We start from the raw sequence: 15,690 nt of genomic DNA on the forward strand, positions 1-15,690 counted from the left end.
ATTTTTGTATAGACTTTCGATTTAAGAATTATCAAAAGATAATCTAAATTTATCTTGCAAAGGAGATCTAACGATGCATACCTTGCTAGCCTTTTTACCTATTGTCGTCATTTTGGTTATGATGATAGGGTTTAAACTTAGTTCTAAGCTCTCGCTTAGTGTTGCCATGTTTTTAGCGATTGGTATAGCTCTGTCTGCGTTTAGTATAAATGCCGATGGCACCAGCGTTTTGGCGTATGTGCTTTTGGGCTTTATGAAGGCGTTTGATATCTTAGTCATCATTTTTGGTGCTATTTTGATATTAAACACTATGAAATACTCAGGCGCTATGCAATCAATCAACAACGGCTTTACCAAAATTTCAACTGACCGCCGTGTTCAAGTATTGATTATTGGTTGGGCGTTTGGTGCATTTATTGAGGGTGCGGCTGGTTTTGGAACACCTGCTGCTTTGGCTGCTCCACTTCTAGTAGGTCTTGGCTTTCCTGCTCTTAGTGCAGCTCTTGCATGTCTTGTGCTAAACAGCTCACCTGTTAGCTACGGTGCGGTTGGAACTCCAACATTTGGTGTTAAAACTACCGTTCAAAGTCTTGTAGAAGGAAGCGGTGGAAATATAGAACCGTATATAACTACCGTTAGCACAAATACTGCTATCATCCACTCAGTAGGCGCTATTTTTATTCCTTTTATCGTTGTTATGATAATGGTAAAACTATTCGGTAAAAACAGAAGCTTCAAAGATGCTCTTCCTGCATTGCCATTTGCTATGCTTGCCTCAGTTAGCTTCATCGTTCCTTATTTGATAGGCGCAAAATTCTTGGGTATTGAGTTACCATCACTTCTTGCTGGTCTTATATCTCTTGGTATCCTTATCGCATCTGCAAAAGCTGGATTTATGACTCCAAAAGAGAACTGGGATTTCGTTCCTCGCGCACAATGGCAAGAATTTTGGATAGGTTCAACTCAGGCTTCTGAAAATGCACCTAAACAAGAAGAGAGTAGCAAAAAAGATATGTCATTGTTTATGGCTTGGTTACCATACATCCTTATTTCATTTATACTAGTTGTTACTCGTATTCCTGCAATCGGATTAAAACCAATTCTACAAAGCTGGAAAATAAATCTATTTACTGCTCCTGATAACTTGATGTTTGGTGTCCCTGGCACTGCATATAGCTTCAACTACGGCTATTTACCAGGTATTATTCCATTTATTTTGGTTGCTATCCTTACTATATTCTTGCACAGAATGAGTGGCAATGATGTAAAAGAGGCTTGGAGCAAAACTTTCAAACAAGTTGCAGCAGCAGCAATTCCACTAGCAGCTGGTTTGGCTTTGGTTCAAATCATGTTAAATGTCGGCACAACAGTCGATGGAACTAACTACTCTATGATTAAGCTTATGGCGAAATTCTTTGCTGATATTTCAGGTCAAGCTTATGTTGCTGTTGCGCCACTAGTTGGTATTCTTGGAGCATTTTTCTCTGGTTCAAACACAGTATCAAATATGCTCTTCTCAGGTCTTCAATACGAAACAGCTACGCTTGTTGGCTTAAAAACCGAAGTTATTGTTGCACTTCAAAATGTTGGTGGTGCTATCGGTAACATGGTTTGTATCAACAATATCGTCGCTGTTTGCGCAACCGTGGGCTTGCTAGGCAAAGGCGAGGCTAGATGTCTTACTTACAATATAGCCCCAGCAGTATTTTATGCAATAATAGCCGTTATAATCGGTGTGATATTGCTATAAATTTTATGAGTGAAATTCTATCTTTGCGGATAGAATTTCACTATTTTTTTATCTTATTTTTGCACTTAAATTTTAGAATTTTCAAATTTTTCTTTTTTTAAACTTAAAAAATGTTGTAATAAAAAAATTACATTTCATTTTAATTATAATTTAATGTTATTTTAATCCAAATTTAATACAAAATATTCCAAAAGCGTGATAAAATAACTAGTTTAAATTTAAATTTATTCGAGAAAGGAGAATAAAGGTGAATAAAGTTTATTTTTTTGCAACCTGTCTTGGCAACGCGGTTTTTACCGATACCGCTTTAAATGCAGTTAAGCTTTTAAGAAGAGAGGGTGTAGAGGTTATTTTCAAAAAAGATCAAACTTGCTGTGGCCAACCAAGCTACAATACAGGTTATTTTGAAGACACTAAAAAAATAGCCCTACACAATATCAATCTTTTTAGCGAAAATTATCCTGTTATCGTTCCATCTGGTTCGTGCGCTGGTATGATGAAGCACGATTATGTCGAGCTTTTCAAAGGCACAGAATACGAAGGAAAAGTCAAAGAATTCAGTTCTAGGGTTTATGATTTGTGCGAGTATTTGGACAAGGTTTTGCATGTCAAATACGAAGACAAAGGCGAAAAAGTAAAAATCACTTGGCACTCGAACTGCCACGCTTTGCGCGTCCAAAAATCAATCCAAAACGCTAAAAATTTGTTAGCTCAATTCAAAAATGTGGAATTAATCGAGCTTGAAAGAGAAGAGGAGTGTTGCGGATTTGGCGGAACTTTCGCTGTAAAAGAGCCTGAAATTTCTAACGCTATGGTTCAACAAAAGATTAAATTCATAGAAGAAAGCGGAGCTGATTATATCGTTTCAGGTGATGGCGGCTGTTTGATGAATATCGCAGGAACTATGAAAAAAAATGGTTCAAGAGTAAAAGGTATTCATCTATATGATTTCATAATCAAAAGAATTGAAGGAGCAGCGCTATGATGAATCATGAAAATTTAGTAAATCAAAAGCTTGCTGACAAACAACTAAGAGCAAACCTTGACTCTGCAATGCACACTCTTCAAGGTAACAGAAACAGACTTAGCACTACAAAATTTAAAAATTTTGATGAGTTAAGAAGCAGAGCAAGAACCGTTAAAAATAACTCTCTTGCGACACTTGATGAAAGACTACTCGAATTTGAAGCAAATGCTACAAAAAACGGCATGAAAGTGCATTGGGCAGTAAATGGCGAGGAAGCAAACGAGATAATTTATCGAATTATAAAATCTCACAACGGAGATAAAGTTCTAAAACAAAAAACAATGGCTAGTGAAGAAATTCACCTAAACCACTATTTAGAAGAAAGAGGCATCAAAGCCCAAGAAACCGACCTTGGTGAGTTGATTATCCAATTAATCCAAGATCCGCCTGTTCATATCGTCGTCCCTGCGATTCACAAAAACCGCAATGAAGTCGGTAAAATTTTCCAAGAGCGCTTAGGTGCGCCATTAGAGAGCGAACCTGAAAAACTAAATGCAATAGCTAGAAACCACCTAAGAAACGAATTTAGAACGATGAAAATCGGAATTTCAGGCGCAAATTTTGGTATTAGCAAGGCAGGAGCCATTTGGTTGCTAGAAAACGAAGGTAACGGTAGAATGTGTACCACAGCCCCTGATGTGCATATCGTAATCTGTGGTATAGAAAAAGTTTTAGAGACATTTGAAGATGTAGTAAGCGCTCACTCGCCTGTTACTCCATCAGCCGTAGGTGCGCCTATTACTTGCTATAACAACATCATCACAGGCCCTAGAAAAGAGGGCGAGTTAGACGGTCCAAAAGAAGTCCATGTTGTCTTACTAGATAACGGTAGAACCGATATGCTAACAAATGAAGAATACTTCGAAGCTCTAAGATGCGTTAGATGCGGTGCTTGTATGAACTACTGCCCTGTTTATGAGAAAATCGGCGGTCACACATACCACGCTGTATATCCAGGACCAATCGGCGAAGTAATCAGCCCACAAATTTTTGGTATGGAAAAAAATGCAGATATTCTTAATTTCTGCTCACTTTGTGGTAGATGTAGCGAAGTTTGCCCTGTTAAAATTCCGTTAGCAGAGACAATCAGAAAGCTAAGAAGCAATAAAGTCGGTGAAGGTAAGAAAAAAGCAAAAGGCTCTGATTTGCTAGAACACAGCAAAATCGAAGCAATGGGATTTGCTGGATTTAGAACAGTTGCTACAAATGGATTTATGTGGAGAACTGGAATTTCCATAGCTTCTAAATTCTCAAATTTCGTAGTTAAAAAGGCAGATTCAATCCCTGTGGTAAAACTATGGACAAGACATCGCTCAGCACCTGTCTTAAAAGGAAATCTACACGCAGATATCCAAAAAATCGAAGGAGTAATCTATGAGTAGCAAAGAGACAATTTTAGCTAAAATTAGATCAAACAGAGTAGCTAAAAGAACAGAAATCGAACCACTAGATATAACTAAATTTGTCGAAAACGAAGGCGATAAATATGAAAACTTTAAGACAAATTTGACAAACAATAAAGCCGTTGTTCATGAGACAGACGAAAAAGGACTTCAAGCGCTAGTAGAAGAGATCGTCAAAACAGTCGGCGCAAAAACAGTTATGTTTGGTTCAGATTTGCCAATTAAAACAGACAAATTGCAAGCAGAAAAATTGCCGTTTGACAAACCAGTAAATGAGATAAGAGAAGCGCTTTTTGATGCGGATACTTCGATTATTCAAGCAAAACTTGGCGTTTCAAACTTTGGCGTATGCTGCGTAGTTAGCTCAAAAGCACAACCAAGACTTCTTAGCTTGCTTCCGACAAACTGCATTATTTTGCTTAGAAAAAATGCCCTTGTAGAAAGCTTAGATAAAGCCTTAGCAGAGGTTACAAAAGATGAGTTGCCTACAAATATCAACTTTATCATGGGACCATCTCGCACCGCAGATATCGAGCTTATCACAGTTCTTGGCGTGCATGGACCACGAAATGTCCATGTAGTGCTATACTAAAATTTAACTCCCATTTTGGGAGTTAAATTTATTCTTTTACCTCTTCGATTTTTACAGAATTTTCTAAAACCACAATAAATGTGCGAACACTCAAATTTGGATTTTTGCTTGATAGGATTAAATCTTTTTTGTATGATTTAATCTGTTTTTTGTTTTTTTCTAAAAAATATGGAGAGCTTTTGTAGTCAAAAAGCAAAACCTCATCATCTCTAACGCACATCAAATCCACCCTAGAAACTCCACCATTTTCCCGTTTTATCGAAATTTCTTTGTAAATTTCGCACCCTGATATGTATGATAAAAACTCCTCATTAGCGCACAAACTTTCGACCTTTTGCCTAATCTCATCAAAATCGCTCGAATCCAAATATTTCGCGTAGCGATTTTTTGCCAAATTTAGCGCACTCTCCAAGCTAGAAATCTCAAAATCATCGAGCATTTCAAGCGTGTAGTGCAACGCCTCGCCCTTATAAACCTTGCTAAATTCCGCCACGACAGCCCTATCGCTGGCTCTTTCATACTCTGTGATATTTTGTTTCGCGACTGGTTGTAGATTTATCTTTTTTGGTTTTTGCACTAGCGCTGGCGTGACGCTACTTGGTATGATGTATCCATACTCAAAATCCTCGATAACTAAAAATTTCTTATCCACTTTATTTGAAGTATAAGGCGTAAAATAGCTAGGGTTGTTTCCATTTAAATCACCGCCTTTTTTTACGATTATCAGCGATTTTTCGGCTCTTGTAAAGCCCACATATAGCTTGTTAAAAACCTCAGCTCGCTCCAAATTTTCGCTATCTTTTTTAAATTTTGCATACTCTGCATCGTAAATTTCTCTATTTGTCATGCGGTATTTTATGCGCCACTGCCCGTCGTAGCCTAGCATAAATTTATCCCTATCGCCGCCTCCTTTGCTAAGCAAATCGCACAAAATCACATGCGCAAATTCTAGCCCCTTTGACTTATGCACGGTCATAATCTTGACCCCGCTAAGTTCCTTGGCATAGGCGTCGCTGTTATCATCTGCGAAAAGATACTGCGCGAAGCTATCATACTTTTGCAAAATTTCAAAAAATATGAGCAAATTTTCATCGCCAAAATTTAGCCCCAAATTTTCAGCGATTGTCTTAGCTACGCTCACAGCCTCATCACTTAGCGAAACTGGGCTAAAATCTGGCTTGTCGCTTAAATTTAAAAGCGATTTTATATTGAAAGCGTGAATTTCATCTTTGCTAATTAGATACTTCGCATACTCGCTAATCGCCTTAACTTGGGGCGTAGCGATTAGTTTTTTCGTAGCGCCGGTCGATGATGGAATATTTTTTAGCGACAAAAGCTCTTGTATCTTTGCTACATCTTTATTCGTCCAGCACAAAATCGCTATGTCGCTAGGGCTTACGCTGTGCTCTTTAATCAAGCGTATAGCCTCGCTTACAGCGCCCTCGCAAACATCTTCGTATGTCTTAGCGCAAATATAGCCAAAATCGTCGTCATCTGGCGTGAAAAACGATAAATTTTTATTTTCTTTTGGGAATTTTAAAATTTTATCTAAAACCTCTGCGCTAAATTTGCTCTCATTAAATTTATTTGCTTCTTGCGGTTTGTAATCGTATTTTTCGCCCGTTTCTTCATTTGCCACCAAATTCCCAAAAATCGCATTTACAAATCGAACCAAAAGCTTTAAACTGCGATAATTTTTTGGCATAGTTTCCAAAACTATTTGATTATGCCTATCTTTGAGCGAATCGAAAAGCTCCTTTTTTGCCCCGCGAAATTTATAGATACTTTGCTTTTTATCGCCCACATAAAAAAGGCTTCCTAGCCCACTTTGACCGAGCCCCGCAACGATTTCATCAATCAAAGGAAGCATGATTTCATACTGCAAAACGCTGGTGTCTTGAAACTCGTCGATTAAAAGGTGCTTGATTTTTGAATCTAGCCTGAAATAGAGCAAATCATTGTGCTCTCCAATCTCGCCAGTTTTGCAAAATAGCTCATGCACGCCCACGCTAACATCAGAAAATGTCATCTTAGCGCTTTTTTTGCTAAGTTCTTTTTTGTTTTGCGAATAAAAATTTAGAAATTTTGCCAAAGATGAAATTTGGTAATTTTCAAATTTTATCGCATATTCAAGCATTGCGCGCTTTAAATTTGCAAATTCATCATCTAAATCAGGCGAAAAAGCCTTAGCAAAAGTTCTGTAATCTAAACTTGGTTTATCAAACCACGGCCTAGTCTTTGTGTTACTTAGCTCACTGATACTGCTGGTTGGAGCCATATAGTTTATTTGTTTATCGCTCGCTTTATTGCGCACTAAAATTTCACGCATACGGGCTAAAATTTCATTGATTTCGTCTAAATTCGGGGCTTTGCTTTGGCTAATATCTGCACTTATTCCATTTTTCCACAGCTCGGCAATGCCCCCAAAAAACGCTTGTTTGCTTAAATTTGCATCGTTTATATATTCATACATTTTGCCCGATAATTCATCATTTTTGAAAGCTTCTTTGATAAAGGCGTCATTTTGGGCTTTTAGTATATTATCGTCGTTTTGAAAATTTGGATTAATCCCCGCATTTAGGGCGAACGCGCGCAGTATTTTGCCAAAAAACGCATCAAAGGTCGAAATATTTAAAGCGCAATCCATAAATTTCGCCAAATGCTCATCTCTAAGGCGCAAAATTTCCTCTTTTTCCTTGCTCAAAAGCACGCAAAGCGCGTCAAGCTCAGCCTCTTTTTGTGGCGTGTGAAGCAGCGAAAATGTATCAATTATGCGCACCTTCATCTCAGCGGCCGCTTTTTTAGTAAAGGTCAAAGCCAAAATTTCATTTATATTCTCGCCCAAAAGCACGAGCCCTACGAACCTAACCGCCAAAGAAAATGTCTTTCCGCTACCTGCGCTAGCTTCAAGCGCTAGATATCTTGCGTCCTCGCCTTCATTTGTCTTCATCTTAATCATTGATTTCGCCTTTACAGATTATTTTATACGCGCAATATTTGCACACACCGCTTTTGCTCGCGCGCTCAAAACTCATTTCGCTTTCGCAAAGCGCTCTGATTTCTTCAAATTTTTCAGATAAAATTTCAAACGCGCTTTTTCCGGCATCATCTTTTTCGTTTTCATCAAAAACAAATTTTTTATCCCTTAGCGAGAGATACGCAGCCTCCATTTCATCATCGCCCAAAAGGGCTTTGTAGAATTTTAGCTGCATTGATTTGGCGTTGTAATCGCCTCTTTTGTAATCAATGATAAATCTATCGCCACTTTCGTTTGTGTCTATGCGATCGATTTTTCCGTTAATTGTGGCAAATTCGTTAAATTTAACGCCGTCAAAATTCGCCTCACTTTGCGAAAAATTCCACTTTTGCTCGTGTTCGTCTAAGGTTTTAGCCAAAAATTTAACCCTGCATAAATCATAATAAATGCTGTAAAAATCGGCATTTTTTTTCATAGCCTTTTTAAGGTAAATTTCCTCAAATTTTGCGTAGTTAAATTTAGGGTATTTAGCGTAATACTCCTCAAACGCCTCATGCAAAATATTTCCCATAGAAGCGTTATCCTCGCCAAATTTCAGCCCCTCTTTGATATTTAAAATATATGAGTAATAATACTGTCTTTTGCATGTGCTAAATGTATCAAATCTAGCGTGCGAAACAGGCTGGGCAAAAAAATCATGCTTCATATTTGGCGTAAAATCGCTAAATTCTGGCTTTTCATAGATTTTGCCATTAAAAATGCGCAAATAATCTTGCATACTAAACTCGTCCATATCCTCTTGCGTGTTAAAATTTTTCAAAAACCTAGACGGCGATTTTTCCGCTGTGTCGTGGTAGCAAATCGCCACTTTTTTCGCGCCAAAAATCAAACAAGAGTAATAAAACCTCTGCAAATCCTCCCTGTCTTTGTGGCTAATTAGCCCAGCCTTGGCCCGAAGAGTGCTGTTTAAAAACATCTCGCCCTCGCTTCGCTTTGGCACAAAATCATCGTTGAAATCAGGGATTATCACAGCCTCAAAGTTTGCACCACGACTCTCCAAAAGCCCCATTACAGTAACCTTTCCGCCATTAATATCATCGAGTTTGACATTTTTTAGCTCGCCAAGGAAAAGATCAATCAAATTTGATAGCGTAAGGTTTTCGCCAAATTTTTCGTTTAGAATTTTGATTAAAAATTTTGGCGATTTTAGCTTGTTTGCTAGGGCATCGTTTTTGGTTTTGACTGCGCGCAAAAGCTCATTTATACAAGCATCAAAAATCTCAAATTCTACGCTTTTGTTGAAATTTTCTCTAAATTTATCAAAAATTTTTTCACTAATCCTGGCCTCTTTAAAAAACAAATCATACTCATTTGGCAAATCCCGCGAAATGTCTTTGCTCAAATTTAGATATTGTGGGTTGAAATTTGGTCTTATGTTTTCTTTAATGCACTCTGAAATTTTAGCCAAACTCACGCCAAATAGACTATCTCTGACACTTTCGCCCATAGCAAAATTCAGCATTGGGGCGTTTTTGTTAATTTTTTCGTCCAAAGCTCTAAGGGTTTTAGCAAATTTCTCATCAGGCAGAATTACTGCGATTTTTTCCGGATTAATTCCAAGACTAATAAATTTTGAAATTTTCTCAAAAATATAGCAAGCCTGCAAAGCCCTAAGCTCAAATCCTTTTAGCACGATTTCACTATTTTGCGGGATTGGCGCGGTGTAAGGCTCTAAAATTTTATTCTCGCTTAAATTTAGCTTATAGCTAAATCCGCTCTCAAAGTTAAGCCCACAAAGCTCGCTAATACTACGAAGCGTTTTTTGATTAAATTTACTTGCCTTAAAATTTAGATAAATTTGCGTAACCTGCGAAGCTTGCTTTAAAATTTCAAACTCAAATTTACTCGGATTTCCGTCGATATCAATCTCAATGCTATCAAATCTTTTGAGATAATTTTCGTTTAATTCATAAATTTGCGGAAGCGTGATTTCATCGTAGCTTTTAGCGTTTTGCAAAAAATTTTGGTAATTTTGCAAAAGCTCTTTTAAGATTTCGAAATGTTCGCTGTATTGCGCGTAAGTATCGCTAAAATCGAGAGTTTGCAGGCTCACCTTTTCGCTAGCAAGCTCTTTGAAAAATTTAAACAGATAATCTTTGTGTTGCATAAATTCGAAAAATTCGCTTGGGAAGCGGAGTTTTTCGTTTGCATTTTTGGTATTTTTGACGGCCTCTTGCATAAAAAGTGTGCGCTCAATCTGCCCGCACTCATCAAAGCCATTTACAAAAACCGCCTTTTTGTAAAATTCGCTTAAACTTTCGGCAAAAACTATTCCGCACTCTGCCCTATTTACGGCCTCCTTCAAGGATCTGTAAGTCGTAAATACCCGAAGTTGTTTTGGTTGCGTTGAATTCAAATTTGTAAAATCCTGTGTCTATGGAATCTGAAATTTTCGCCATTACCTGCCACCTGCCAAGCTTTTCGATACTAAAATTTTCGCTTCGTAACGCACCATCTAAAAACTGCGTATTAAGCCTTTTATCAAAAGTCGTGCTATCTGGTCTAGTAAGTAAAATTTCGGCTGAGATTTTATCAAATTTGGCATTATTTTTCGCTTTTATCGGCAAATTTAGGCTAAATTTTTCTGTATTTTGCGGATTTGAAATTTCAAAATTTACCTCATATTTTTTTTCGAAATTTTGCTGTTTTAGCTGAATTTCGTTGTAATTCTCATCGACTTTTTGGTATTTATCGAAGTAAAAATTATCGCTATGCACCGGATAATCTAGCGAGAAAATTATCGTCGCTACGCACGCTGCGATGATTGCTACTATGCTAAATGCGATACCATAGGGCCAGAGAGTTTTTTTATTTTGCGCCATTTTTTCTGCCTTTTTTGTATAGATATGAGCCCAGCGCGAAAATCAGCGTCGCGTAAAAAATATAGCGCAAGAAATTTATGAAATTGTTGTTTGTATTGCCGATAGAATTCTCCAACCCAACCCCCTTTGAAGCGGCGATTTGGTCGCAAATCTCGGCATATCCGTTTAAAAGCGCAGCGTTATAAACGCCGATTTTTTGGGTTTGGTTTAGATCTTTTTTTTGCGAAGCGATGATTGGAATTATGCGCCCACGGCTTCCCACGCTTAAAATTTGCTCTCTATCAAAAAGCGCTAACGCCTCAGGCGAGCCGTAAATTTCGACTTTGTGCTCAGCATCGGCAAAAACTAAAAGCGCATAAGGCGAGCTTAAATTCGAAGCGAAATTTAGGGCATAATTTTCTAAACTTGCGCCACCAAGGCTCTGCGTGGCTAGGACATAGACGCCCACGCCGGTTTTATCCTGCGTCTCAGCGCCTAAAATTTCGATTTTTTCTGCAAGCATAGGCGTGATAATCTCGCCTGTGTTTAAAACAAATTTTGCCTGCGCTAAAATGCACAGGCAAAAAATCGCAAAAATTGCTCTCATTAACCGATAAATAGGATATTTCTAGTCAAAACAGAGGCAGCAGTTGCCACAGCCAAAGCGATACAACCAAGTAAAATCAATTTTTCAATCAATGCATCACTCATCACTTATCCTTTATCACAAATACTTTTTTTTGCGTATCGACTGAGCTTTTTTCGCTTACAGAGCTAATGTCTTTTAGCTCATAAGGCTTATCCATGACGGCTTGCTGTGTCTTAATGCCAAGGCAGGTAAGGCATGCAAGAATCGCCAGCAAAAGCGCAGTTGCGATTAGCATTCCAGTTACGCCATTTAGCGCAAAAACCGATCTTTTTACATTTTCCATAATCGCCCCTTTATTTGATAGAGTTGATATACTCGCCAACGGCGCGTTTTTGCACATCGTTTAAACGCCCGTCATCAAAGGCTGGCATTGTGCCGATAAAGCCTTTTTTGCCACGATTTAGCACATCGACGCTAAATTCAGCCGAGCCGTATTTGCTAAGATCTGGCGCTGAGCCGTCCATACCCTTGCCGTCATCACCATGGCAAGCAGCGCAAGTAGGCCATAGCTCTCTACCTTTTTCAACCAAATTTTCATTTTTTGTAGCTTTTAGGCTAGAAATTTCTTTTGCCATAAATGCAGCTACTGCTTTTGCGTCCTCAGGGCTAACCATACCTGCTGGCATTTCGCCAAGTGGATAGTTTAGGCCTTTTGAGCCTTTGTTGATAGCGTCAATTATGCCAGCTTCTTTGCCCCATTTAGTAAGGTCAGCAGACTCTCCATCGATTCCATCTCCGTCAAGTCCGTGGCATTGTGAGCATTGCACCAAATACACCGACTCGCCCATAGCTTTTAGCGTAGTGCTATCAGCGTTTGCATAGGTTTTTTCAAATTTAGCGTTGTGTGCCTTTACCTCATCGTTATACTCGCCGATTTGTGAGTAAGAATTTAGCGGATAAGCGATGAAAAAATACACTAACGCATAGACAAACATCAAAACAAAACATATAGCCCAGCCTTTTGGCAAGCCATTTTTTAGCTCGGCAATTCCGTCAAAATCTTCGCCAGTTGTCTCGGTAGTTTCGTTTAAGCTTTTACTTTGACCAGCATATTTTTTAACGATAAAAGCCGTAACTGCGACAAGTATAAACGACGCTATCAGCGCCGCAACATTAACATTATCGCTTAAATTTAGCCATTTCATATCATTTTCCTTTTTCTTCTTTCGTAGGTGTGCGAGACTCTATGATTTCACTGCCAAGCTCATCATCAAGCGCCAAATTTGCATACTTTTCGTAGTTTCTGCGCCCTGTTTTTTCAGAGTGCTTCAAATGAAACCAGTATCCATAAACTCCAAGGCAGGCCAATATGACAAAAGCTATAAAGCCATAAGCTTGTAACTCTCTAATGAAATCAGCACTCATCGCAAACCCCCTATTTTAAGCTATTTAAATATGCTATTAACGCAACGATTTCGCGTATTTCGCCGTTTTTAAATGCCGCTTTGACATCTTCGTCGCGCATATCATTTACGATTGCCTCAGCCTCTGCCATCATTTCAGCTTTATAACTTTCGAAATTTGACATAGCGTCCTTGCTAGGATCAGCTTCGAGCTTTGGTGCGCCAGCTGTATCATAAGGGACATTGAAGGCTTTTTTAATCGTCAAAGCCTCTGCATAGGCTGTTTGCATATCTGCGTTTTTCTTAAACATAGATTTGTATGCAGGCATGATTGATTTGCCGACTAGGACTTTTGGATCTTTCATGTGAGTTTCGTGCCAGCCTGTGGTTCTGTTGCGTCCGACCCTAGCAAGATCCGGGCCAGTTCTTTTAGAACCCCACAAAAATGGTCTATCATAAGCAAATTCACCACTTTTTGAATAATCACCATATCTGTCAGTTTCTGATTTGAACGGACGAATAAGTTGTGAGTGGCAGGCATTACAGCTCTCTTGGATATAGACATGGCGACCAGCGAGTTGCAAAACAGTATATGGTTGTTTGCCCTCGATTGGACGAGCGCTGTTAGCAAAATCTGGTAAAATCGTAACGATACCAGCATAAGCGATGACTACAAAAACACCAACCGCAAAAAAGAACGGATTTTTTTCTAACCAACTAAACATCTTTCTCTCCTTACGCAGCCATAGGTGAAGCGCTTCTAGGCTCTTGGTCTAAGCTTCTGCCTGCGCGAATAGACATCAAGATATTATATACAAACATACACAAACCTATGAAGTATAATAAACCACCAATCGCTCTAATCCAGTAATAAGGAACTAGCGCGCTAACTGTATCTATAAATGAGTATAGCAAGTTGCCATAATCATCAGTTGCTCTCCACATCATACCTTGTGTGATACCAGCAATCCACATTGAGCTGAAAAATAGCACAACGCCTGTTGTTTGGATCCAAAATTGAGCTGTCATTAAAGATTTTGAATAAAGCTCTCTTTTAAACATTCTAGGCACCATGTGATACATAGCAGCGATTGTCATAAATCCAACCCAGCCAAGTGTGCCGTCATGGACATGTCCTGGGATCCAATCTGTAAAGTGCGCTAGGGCATTTACTGATTTGACAGAAAGGATTGGACCTTCCAAAGTAGAGAATAGATAGAAAGTGGAAGCCAAAATCATAAATTTGATTAGCGGGCTCTCTCTTAGCTGATTCCACTCGCCTCTCATTGTAAGGAGCATATTAATACCTGTTCCCCAAGATGGCAAAATCAAAACGACAGAGAAAACCGAACCCATTGTCTGAACCCAATCAGGAACTGGTCCGTGGATAAGGTGGTGACCGCCAGCCCATAGGTAGATAAACATCAATCCCCAAAATGAGAACAAAGATAGTTTGTATGAGAAAATCGGCTGACCGCTCTCTTTTGGCAAGAAATAATAAATTTCAGCGATAATCGCTACGGTAAATACGAACGCAACGGCGTTGTGACCGAACCACCATTGAACCATAGCGTCGTTTGTGCCAGCATACATTGATACAGAGTGTATCCAGCTACCCATGCCAGTAAGCAATCTAGTTGGAATTTCCATGTTGTTAAACAAATATAGCATAGCAACGCCGAGGAAGGTAGCGATATAATACCAAACAGAGATATAAAGCGTTTTTTCGCGTCTGATACCGATTAGACCAAAAATGCTAATTCCCCATAAAACCCACACGACAACAACCAAAATATCGATAGGCCACTCTAACTCAGAATACTCTTTTGATGTAGTAACACCAGCTAAAAGCGAAACCACAGCGAGTAAGATGATTAGGATATAAATCACAAAGTGCAATTTACCCACGCACATCAAAAATTTTGATTCGCTCATCGATGCTTTTAAAACTCTCTGTCCTACATAATACCATGTAGCCCAAATTCCAGATAGCATAAAACCATAAATGACACCATTTGTGTGTAATGGTCTAAGTCTGCCAAATGTACCATACTCTCCAAGCAAGTAGTTAAGATCTGGATATGCTAGCTGAAATGCTATAAGCGTGCCTATAAGCATACCGATGATACCAAATGCCAGAGTAGAATACAAAAACAATTTCGCCACTGTATAATCGTAGCTTAGCATCTTGCCACTGCGTAATGCCTGTTCAGGATTCATAAAACCCTCCTTTAAAATTTGGTTAAAAGTCGAGAAACTTTATGGAGGATTATAAGAGTTAATAAGTTTTAAAAAGCTTAAATTTGACTTTTTATTAACTTTTTGTTTGCAAAAGTTTTAAACTTGTGACATTTTTATCAACAAAAATTTTACTCTTTTTTAGATTCGATTTTATAGCCCAAACTTGGGATATTTTTGATAACATCTGCGCCGATTTTATCTCGAATTCGTTTGATAAAAGTTCTGATTGCCACATCTGAGACTGAGTTGTCGTTCGCCCAGACATATCGTTTAATCTCTTCGTGCAAGACCAAAGTATCGATTCGCGAGACCAAAAGCGAAATAAAGGCTAACTCTTTTTTCGTAAGCGAAATTTCCTCTTCGCCGTGAGTTAAGACCCTTTTTAGCGGATCAAAACTATATCCACCTGAAATTTCTACCACGCTACTAACGCTAAGTTTTGCGCTCATTAGGCTTTTTATCGCTTCTTTAAATTCTTCCATATCAACAGGTTTTATGAAGTATTTGGCTACACCTGCCTCGATTGCCCCTAGAAGCTGAGCCTTCTCGCTAAATCCGCTAAGCACGACAACTGGGGTATCTGGGGAGATTTGTTTGATTTGGCGTGTCATTTCAAGCCCGTCTTCGATAGGCATCAAAATATCTGTAACGACCAAATTTGGATTGTATTTTTTAAATTTTTTAAGTCCCTCTACGCCATCTTTGGCCTCATAGACATTTTTAAAAATTCCTTCAAAAGTGTTTCTTAGAGAGTTTCTCATCTTACTCTCATCTTCGACCAACAATATACTTAAATTTTTTAAAATATCACTCATAAAACGCCCCTTAAAATGTAATTTGCCATTTT

The 15,690-nt window shown here is 38.6% G+C and carries 13 protein-coding genes and 2 pseudogenes; 4 read left to right on the forward strand and 11 right to left on the reverse strand.

The genetic code is table 11. The features are described from left to right. Nucleotides 1-73 precede the first annotated feature (73 nt). The 4 genes from OFO01_RS01380 to OFO01_RS01395 all read left to right on the forward strand — a co-directional run bounded on the left by OFO01_RS01380 (nucleotide 74) and on the right by OFO01_RS01395 (nucleotide 4,772). Nucleotides 74-1,750 carry an L-lactate permease gene (locus OFO01_RS01380; RefSeq protein WP_270858391.1) on the forward strand — a complete coding sequence of 559 codons (1,677 nt, stop codon included), beginning with the start codon at nucleotides 74-76 and terminating at the stop codon, nucleotides 1,748-1,750. Between the two features lie 247 nt (nucleotides 1,751-1,997). Beyond that, nucleotides 1,998-2,735, forward strand: coding sequence for a (Fe-S)-binding protein (locus OFO01_RS01385; protein ID WP_270858392.1), 738 nt, complete (start codon nucleotides 1,998-2,000; stop codon nucleotides 2,733-2,735). Beyond that, nucleotides 2,732-4,159, forward strand: a complete 1,428-nt coding sequence (locus OFO01_RS01390; RefSeq protein WP_270858393.1) for a LutB/LldF family L-lactate oxidation iron-sulfur protein — start codon at nucleotides 2,732-2,734, stop codon at nucleotides 4,157-4,159. Before OFO01_RS01385 ends, OFO01_RS01390 begins: the two co-directional genes overlap by 4 nt. Then, entirely contained in the window at nucleotides 4,152-4,772 is a 621-nt protein-coding gene (locus OFO01_RS01395) for a LutC/YkgG family protein (RefSeq protein ID WP_270858394.1), read from the forward strand. The genes OFO01_RS01390 and OFO01_RS01395 overlap by 8 nt, the downstream gene beginning before the upstream one ends. Nucleotides 4,773-4,800: 28 nt before the next feature. Here the strand turns inward: OFO01_RS01395 and OFO01_RS01400 are convergent, their stop codons facing one another. The 11 genes and pseudogenes from OFO01_RS01400 to OFO01_RS09000 form a co-directional block, all read right to left on the reverse strand. Then, nucleotides 4,801-7,731, reverse strand: coding sequence for a RecB-like helicase (locus OFO01_RS01400; RefSeq protein WP_270858395.1), 2,931 nt, complete (start codon nucleotides 7,729-7,731; stop codon nucleotides 4,801-4,803). Then, nucleotides 7,724-10,165, reverse strand: coding sequence for a PD-(D/E)XK nuclease family protein (locus tag OFO01_RS01405; protein WP_270858396.1), 2,442 nt, complete (start codon nucleotides 10,163-10,165; stop codon nucleotides 7,724-7,726). The genes OFO01_RS01400 and OFO01_RS01405 overlap by 8 nt, the downstream gene beginning before the upstream one ends. Continuing rightward, entirely contained in the window at nucleotides 10,095-10,631 is a 537-nt protein-coding gene (locus OFO01_RS01410; RefSeq protein WP_270858397.1) for a 4-hydroxy-3-methylbut-2-en-1-yl diphosphate synthase, read from the reverse strand. Before OFO01_RS01410 ends, OFO01_RS01405 begins: the two co-directional genes overlap by 71 nt. Continuing rightward, nucleotides 10,618-11,217: a TPM domain-containing protein gene (locus OFO01_RS01415; RefSeq protein ID WP_270858398.1), complete on the reverse strand. Its 600-nt coding sequence runs from the start codon at nucleotides 11,215-11,217 to the stop codon at nucleotides 10,618-10,620. The genes OFO01_RS01410 and OFO01_RS01415 overlap by 14 nt, the downstream gene beginning before the upstream one ends. A gap of 103 nt (nucleotides 11,218-11,320) precedes the next feature. Next, nucleotides 11,321-11,542, reverse strand: a complete 222-nt coding sequence (locus OFO01_RS01420; protein ID WP_270858399.1) for a DUF4006 family protein — start codon at nucleotides 11,540-11,542, stop codon at nucleotides 11,321-11,323. A gap of 10 nt (nucleotides 11,543-11,552) precedes the next feature. Beyond that, on the reverse strand, nucleotides 11,553-12,404 hold the full coding sequence (locus OFO01_RS01425) for a c-type cytochrome (protein WP_270858400.1): 852 nt from the start codon (nucleotides 12,402-12,404) through the stop codon (nucleotides 11,553-11,555). A gap of 1 nt (nucleotide 12,405) precedes the next feature. Beyond that, nucleotides 12,406-12,624, reverse strand: a complete 219-nt coding sequence (locus OFO01_RS01430) for a cytochrome c oxidase, cbb3-type, CcoQ subunit (RefSeq protein ID WP_270858401.1) — start codon at nucleotides 12,622-12,624, stop codon at nucleotides 12,406-12,408. A gap of 10 nt (nucleotides 12,625-12,634) precedes the next feature. Further along, a complete protein-coding gene (gene ccoO / locus OFO01_RS01435; RefSeq protein WP_270858402.1) occupies nucleotides 12,635-13,327 on the reverse strand; it encodes a cytochrome-c oxidase, cbb3-type subunit II in 693 nt (230 codons plus the stop codon). Nucleotides 13,328-13,337: 10 nt separating this feature from the next. Continuing rightward, nucleotides 13,338-14,789: a cytochrome-c oxidase, cbb3-type subunit I gene (ccoN, locus tag OFO01_RS01440; protein ID WP_442867883.1), complete on the reverse strand. Its 1,452-nt coding sequence runs from the start codon at nucleotides 14,787-14,789 to the stop codon at nucleotides 13,338-13,340. Between the two features lie 182 nt (nucleotides 14,790-14,971). Then, a pseudogene (locus OFO01_RS08995) lies at nucleotides 14,972-15,220 on the reverse strand (helix-turn-helix domain-containing protein); the annotation flags it as partial. Nucleotides 15,221-15,310: 90 nt separating this feature from the next. After that, nucleotides 15,311-15,658 (reverse strand): annotated as a pseudogene (locus OFO01_RS09000) (response regulator transcription factor); the annotation flags it as partial. Nucleotides 15,659-15,690: the final 32 nt, after the last annotated feature.

It is taken from the genome of Campylobacter sp. JMF_01 NE2, from assembly GCF_027737365.1.
GTDB lineage: Bacteria > Campylobacterota > Campylobacteria > Campylobacterales > Campylobacteraceae > Campylobacter_B.

Bases quoted from the DNA above. Each gene is read 5' to 3' on its own strand.
- OFO01_RS01420 (WP_270858399.1), bottom strand. From the start codon at position 11,542: ATGGAAAATGTAAAAAGATCGGTTTTTGCGCTAAATGGCGTAACTGGA.
- OFO01_RS01430 (WP_270858401.1), bottom strand. From the start codon at position 12,624: ATGAGTGCTGATTTCATTAGAGAGTTACAAGCTTATGGCTTTATAGCT.
- OFO01_RS01390 (WP_270858393.1), top strand. From the start codon at position 2,732: ATGATGAATCATGAAAATTTAGTAAATCAAAAGCTTGCTGACAAACAA.
- ccoO (WP_270858402.1), bottom strand. From the start codon at position 13,327: ATGTTTAGTTGGTTAGAAAAAAATCCGTTCTTTTTTGCGGTTGGTGTT.
- OFO01_RS01415 (WP_270858398.1), bottom strand. From the start codon at position 11,217: ATGAGAGCAATTTTTGCGATTTTTTGCCTGTGCATTTTAGCGCAGGCA.
- OFO01_RS01410 (WP_270858397.1), bottom strand. From the start codon at position 10,631: ATGGCGCAAAATAAAAAAACTCTCTGGCCCTATGGTATCGCATTTAGC.
- OFO01_RS01425 (WP_270858400.1), bottom strand. From the start codon at position 12,404: ATGAAATGGCTAAATTTAAGCGATAATGTTAATGTTGCGGCGCTGATA.
- OFO01_RS01395 (WP_270858394.1), top strand. From the start codon at position 4,152: ATGAGTAGCAAAGAGACAATTTTAGCTAAAATTAGATCAAACAGAGTA.
- OFO01_RS01380 (WP_270858391.1), top strand. From the start codon at position 74: ATGCATACCTTGCTAGCCTTTTTACCTATTGTCGTCATTTTGGTTATG.
- OFO01_RS01400 (WP_270858395.1), bottom strand. From the start codon at position 7,731: ATGATTAAGATGAAGACAAATGAAGGCGAGGACGCAAGATATCTAGCG.
- ccoN (WP_442867883.1), bottom strand. From the start codon at position 14,789: ATGCTAAGCTACGATTATACAGTGGCGAAATTGTTTTTGTATTCTACT.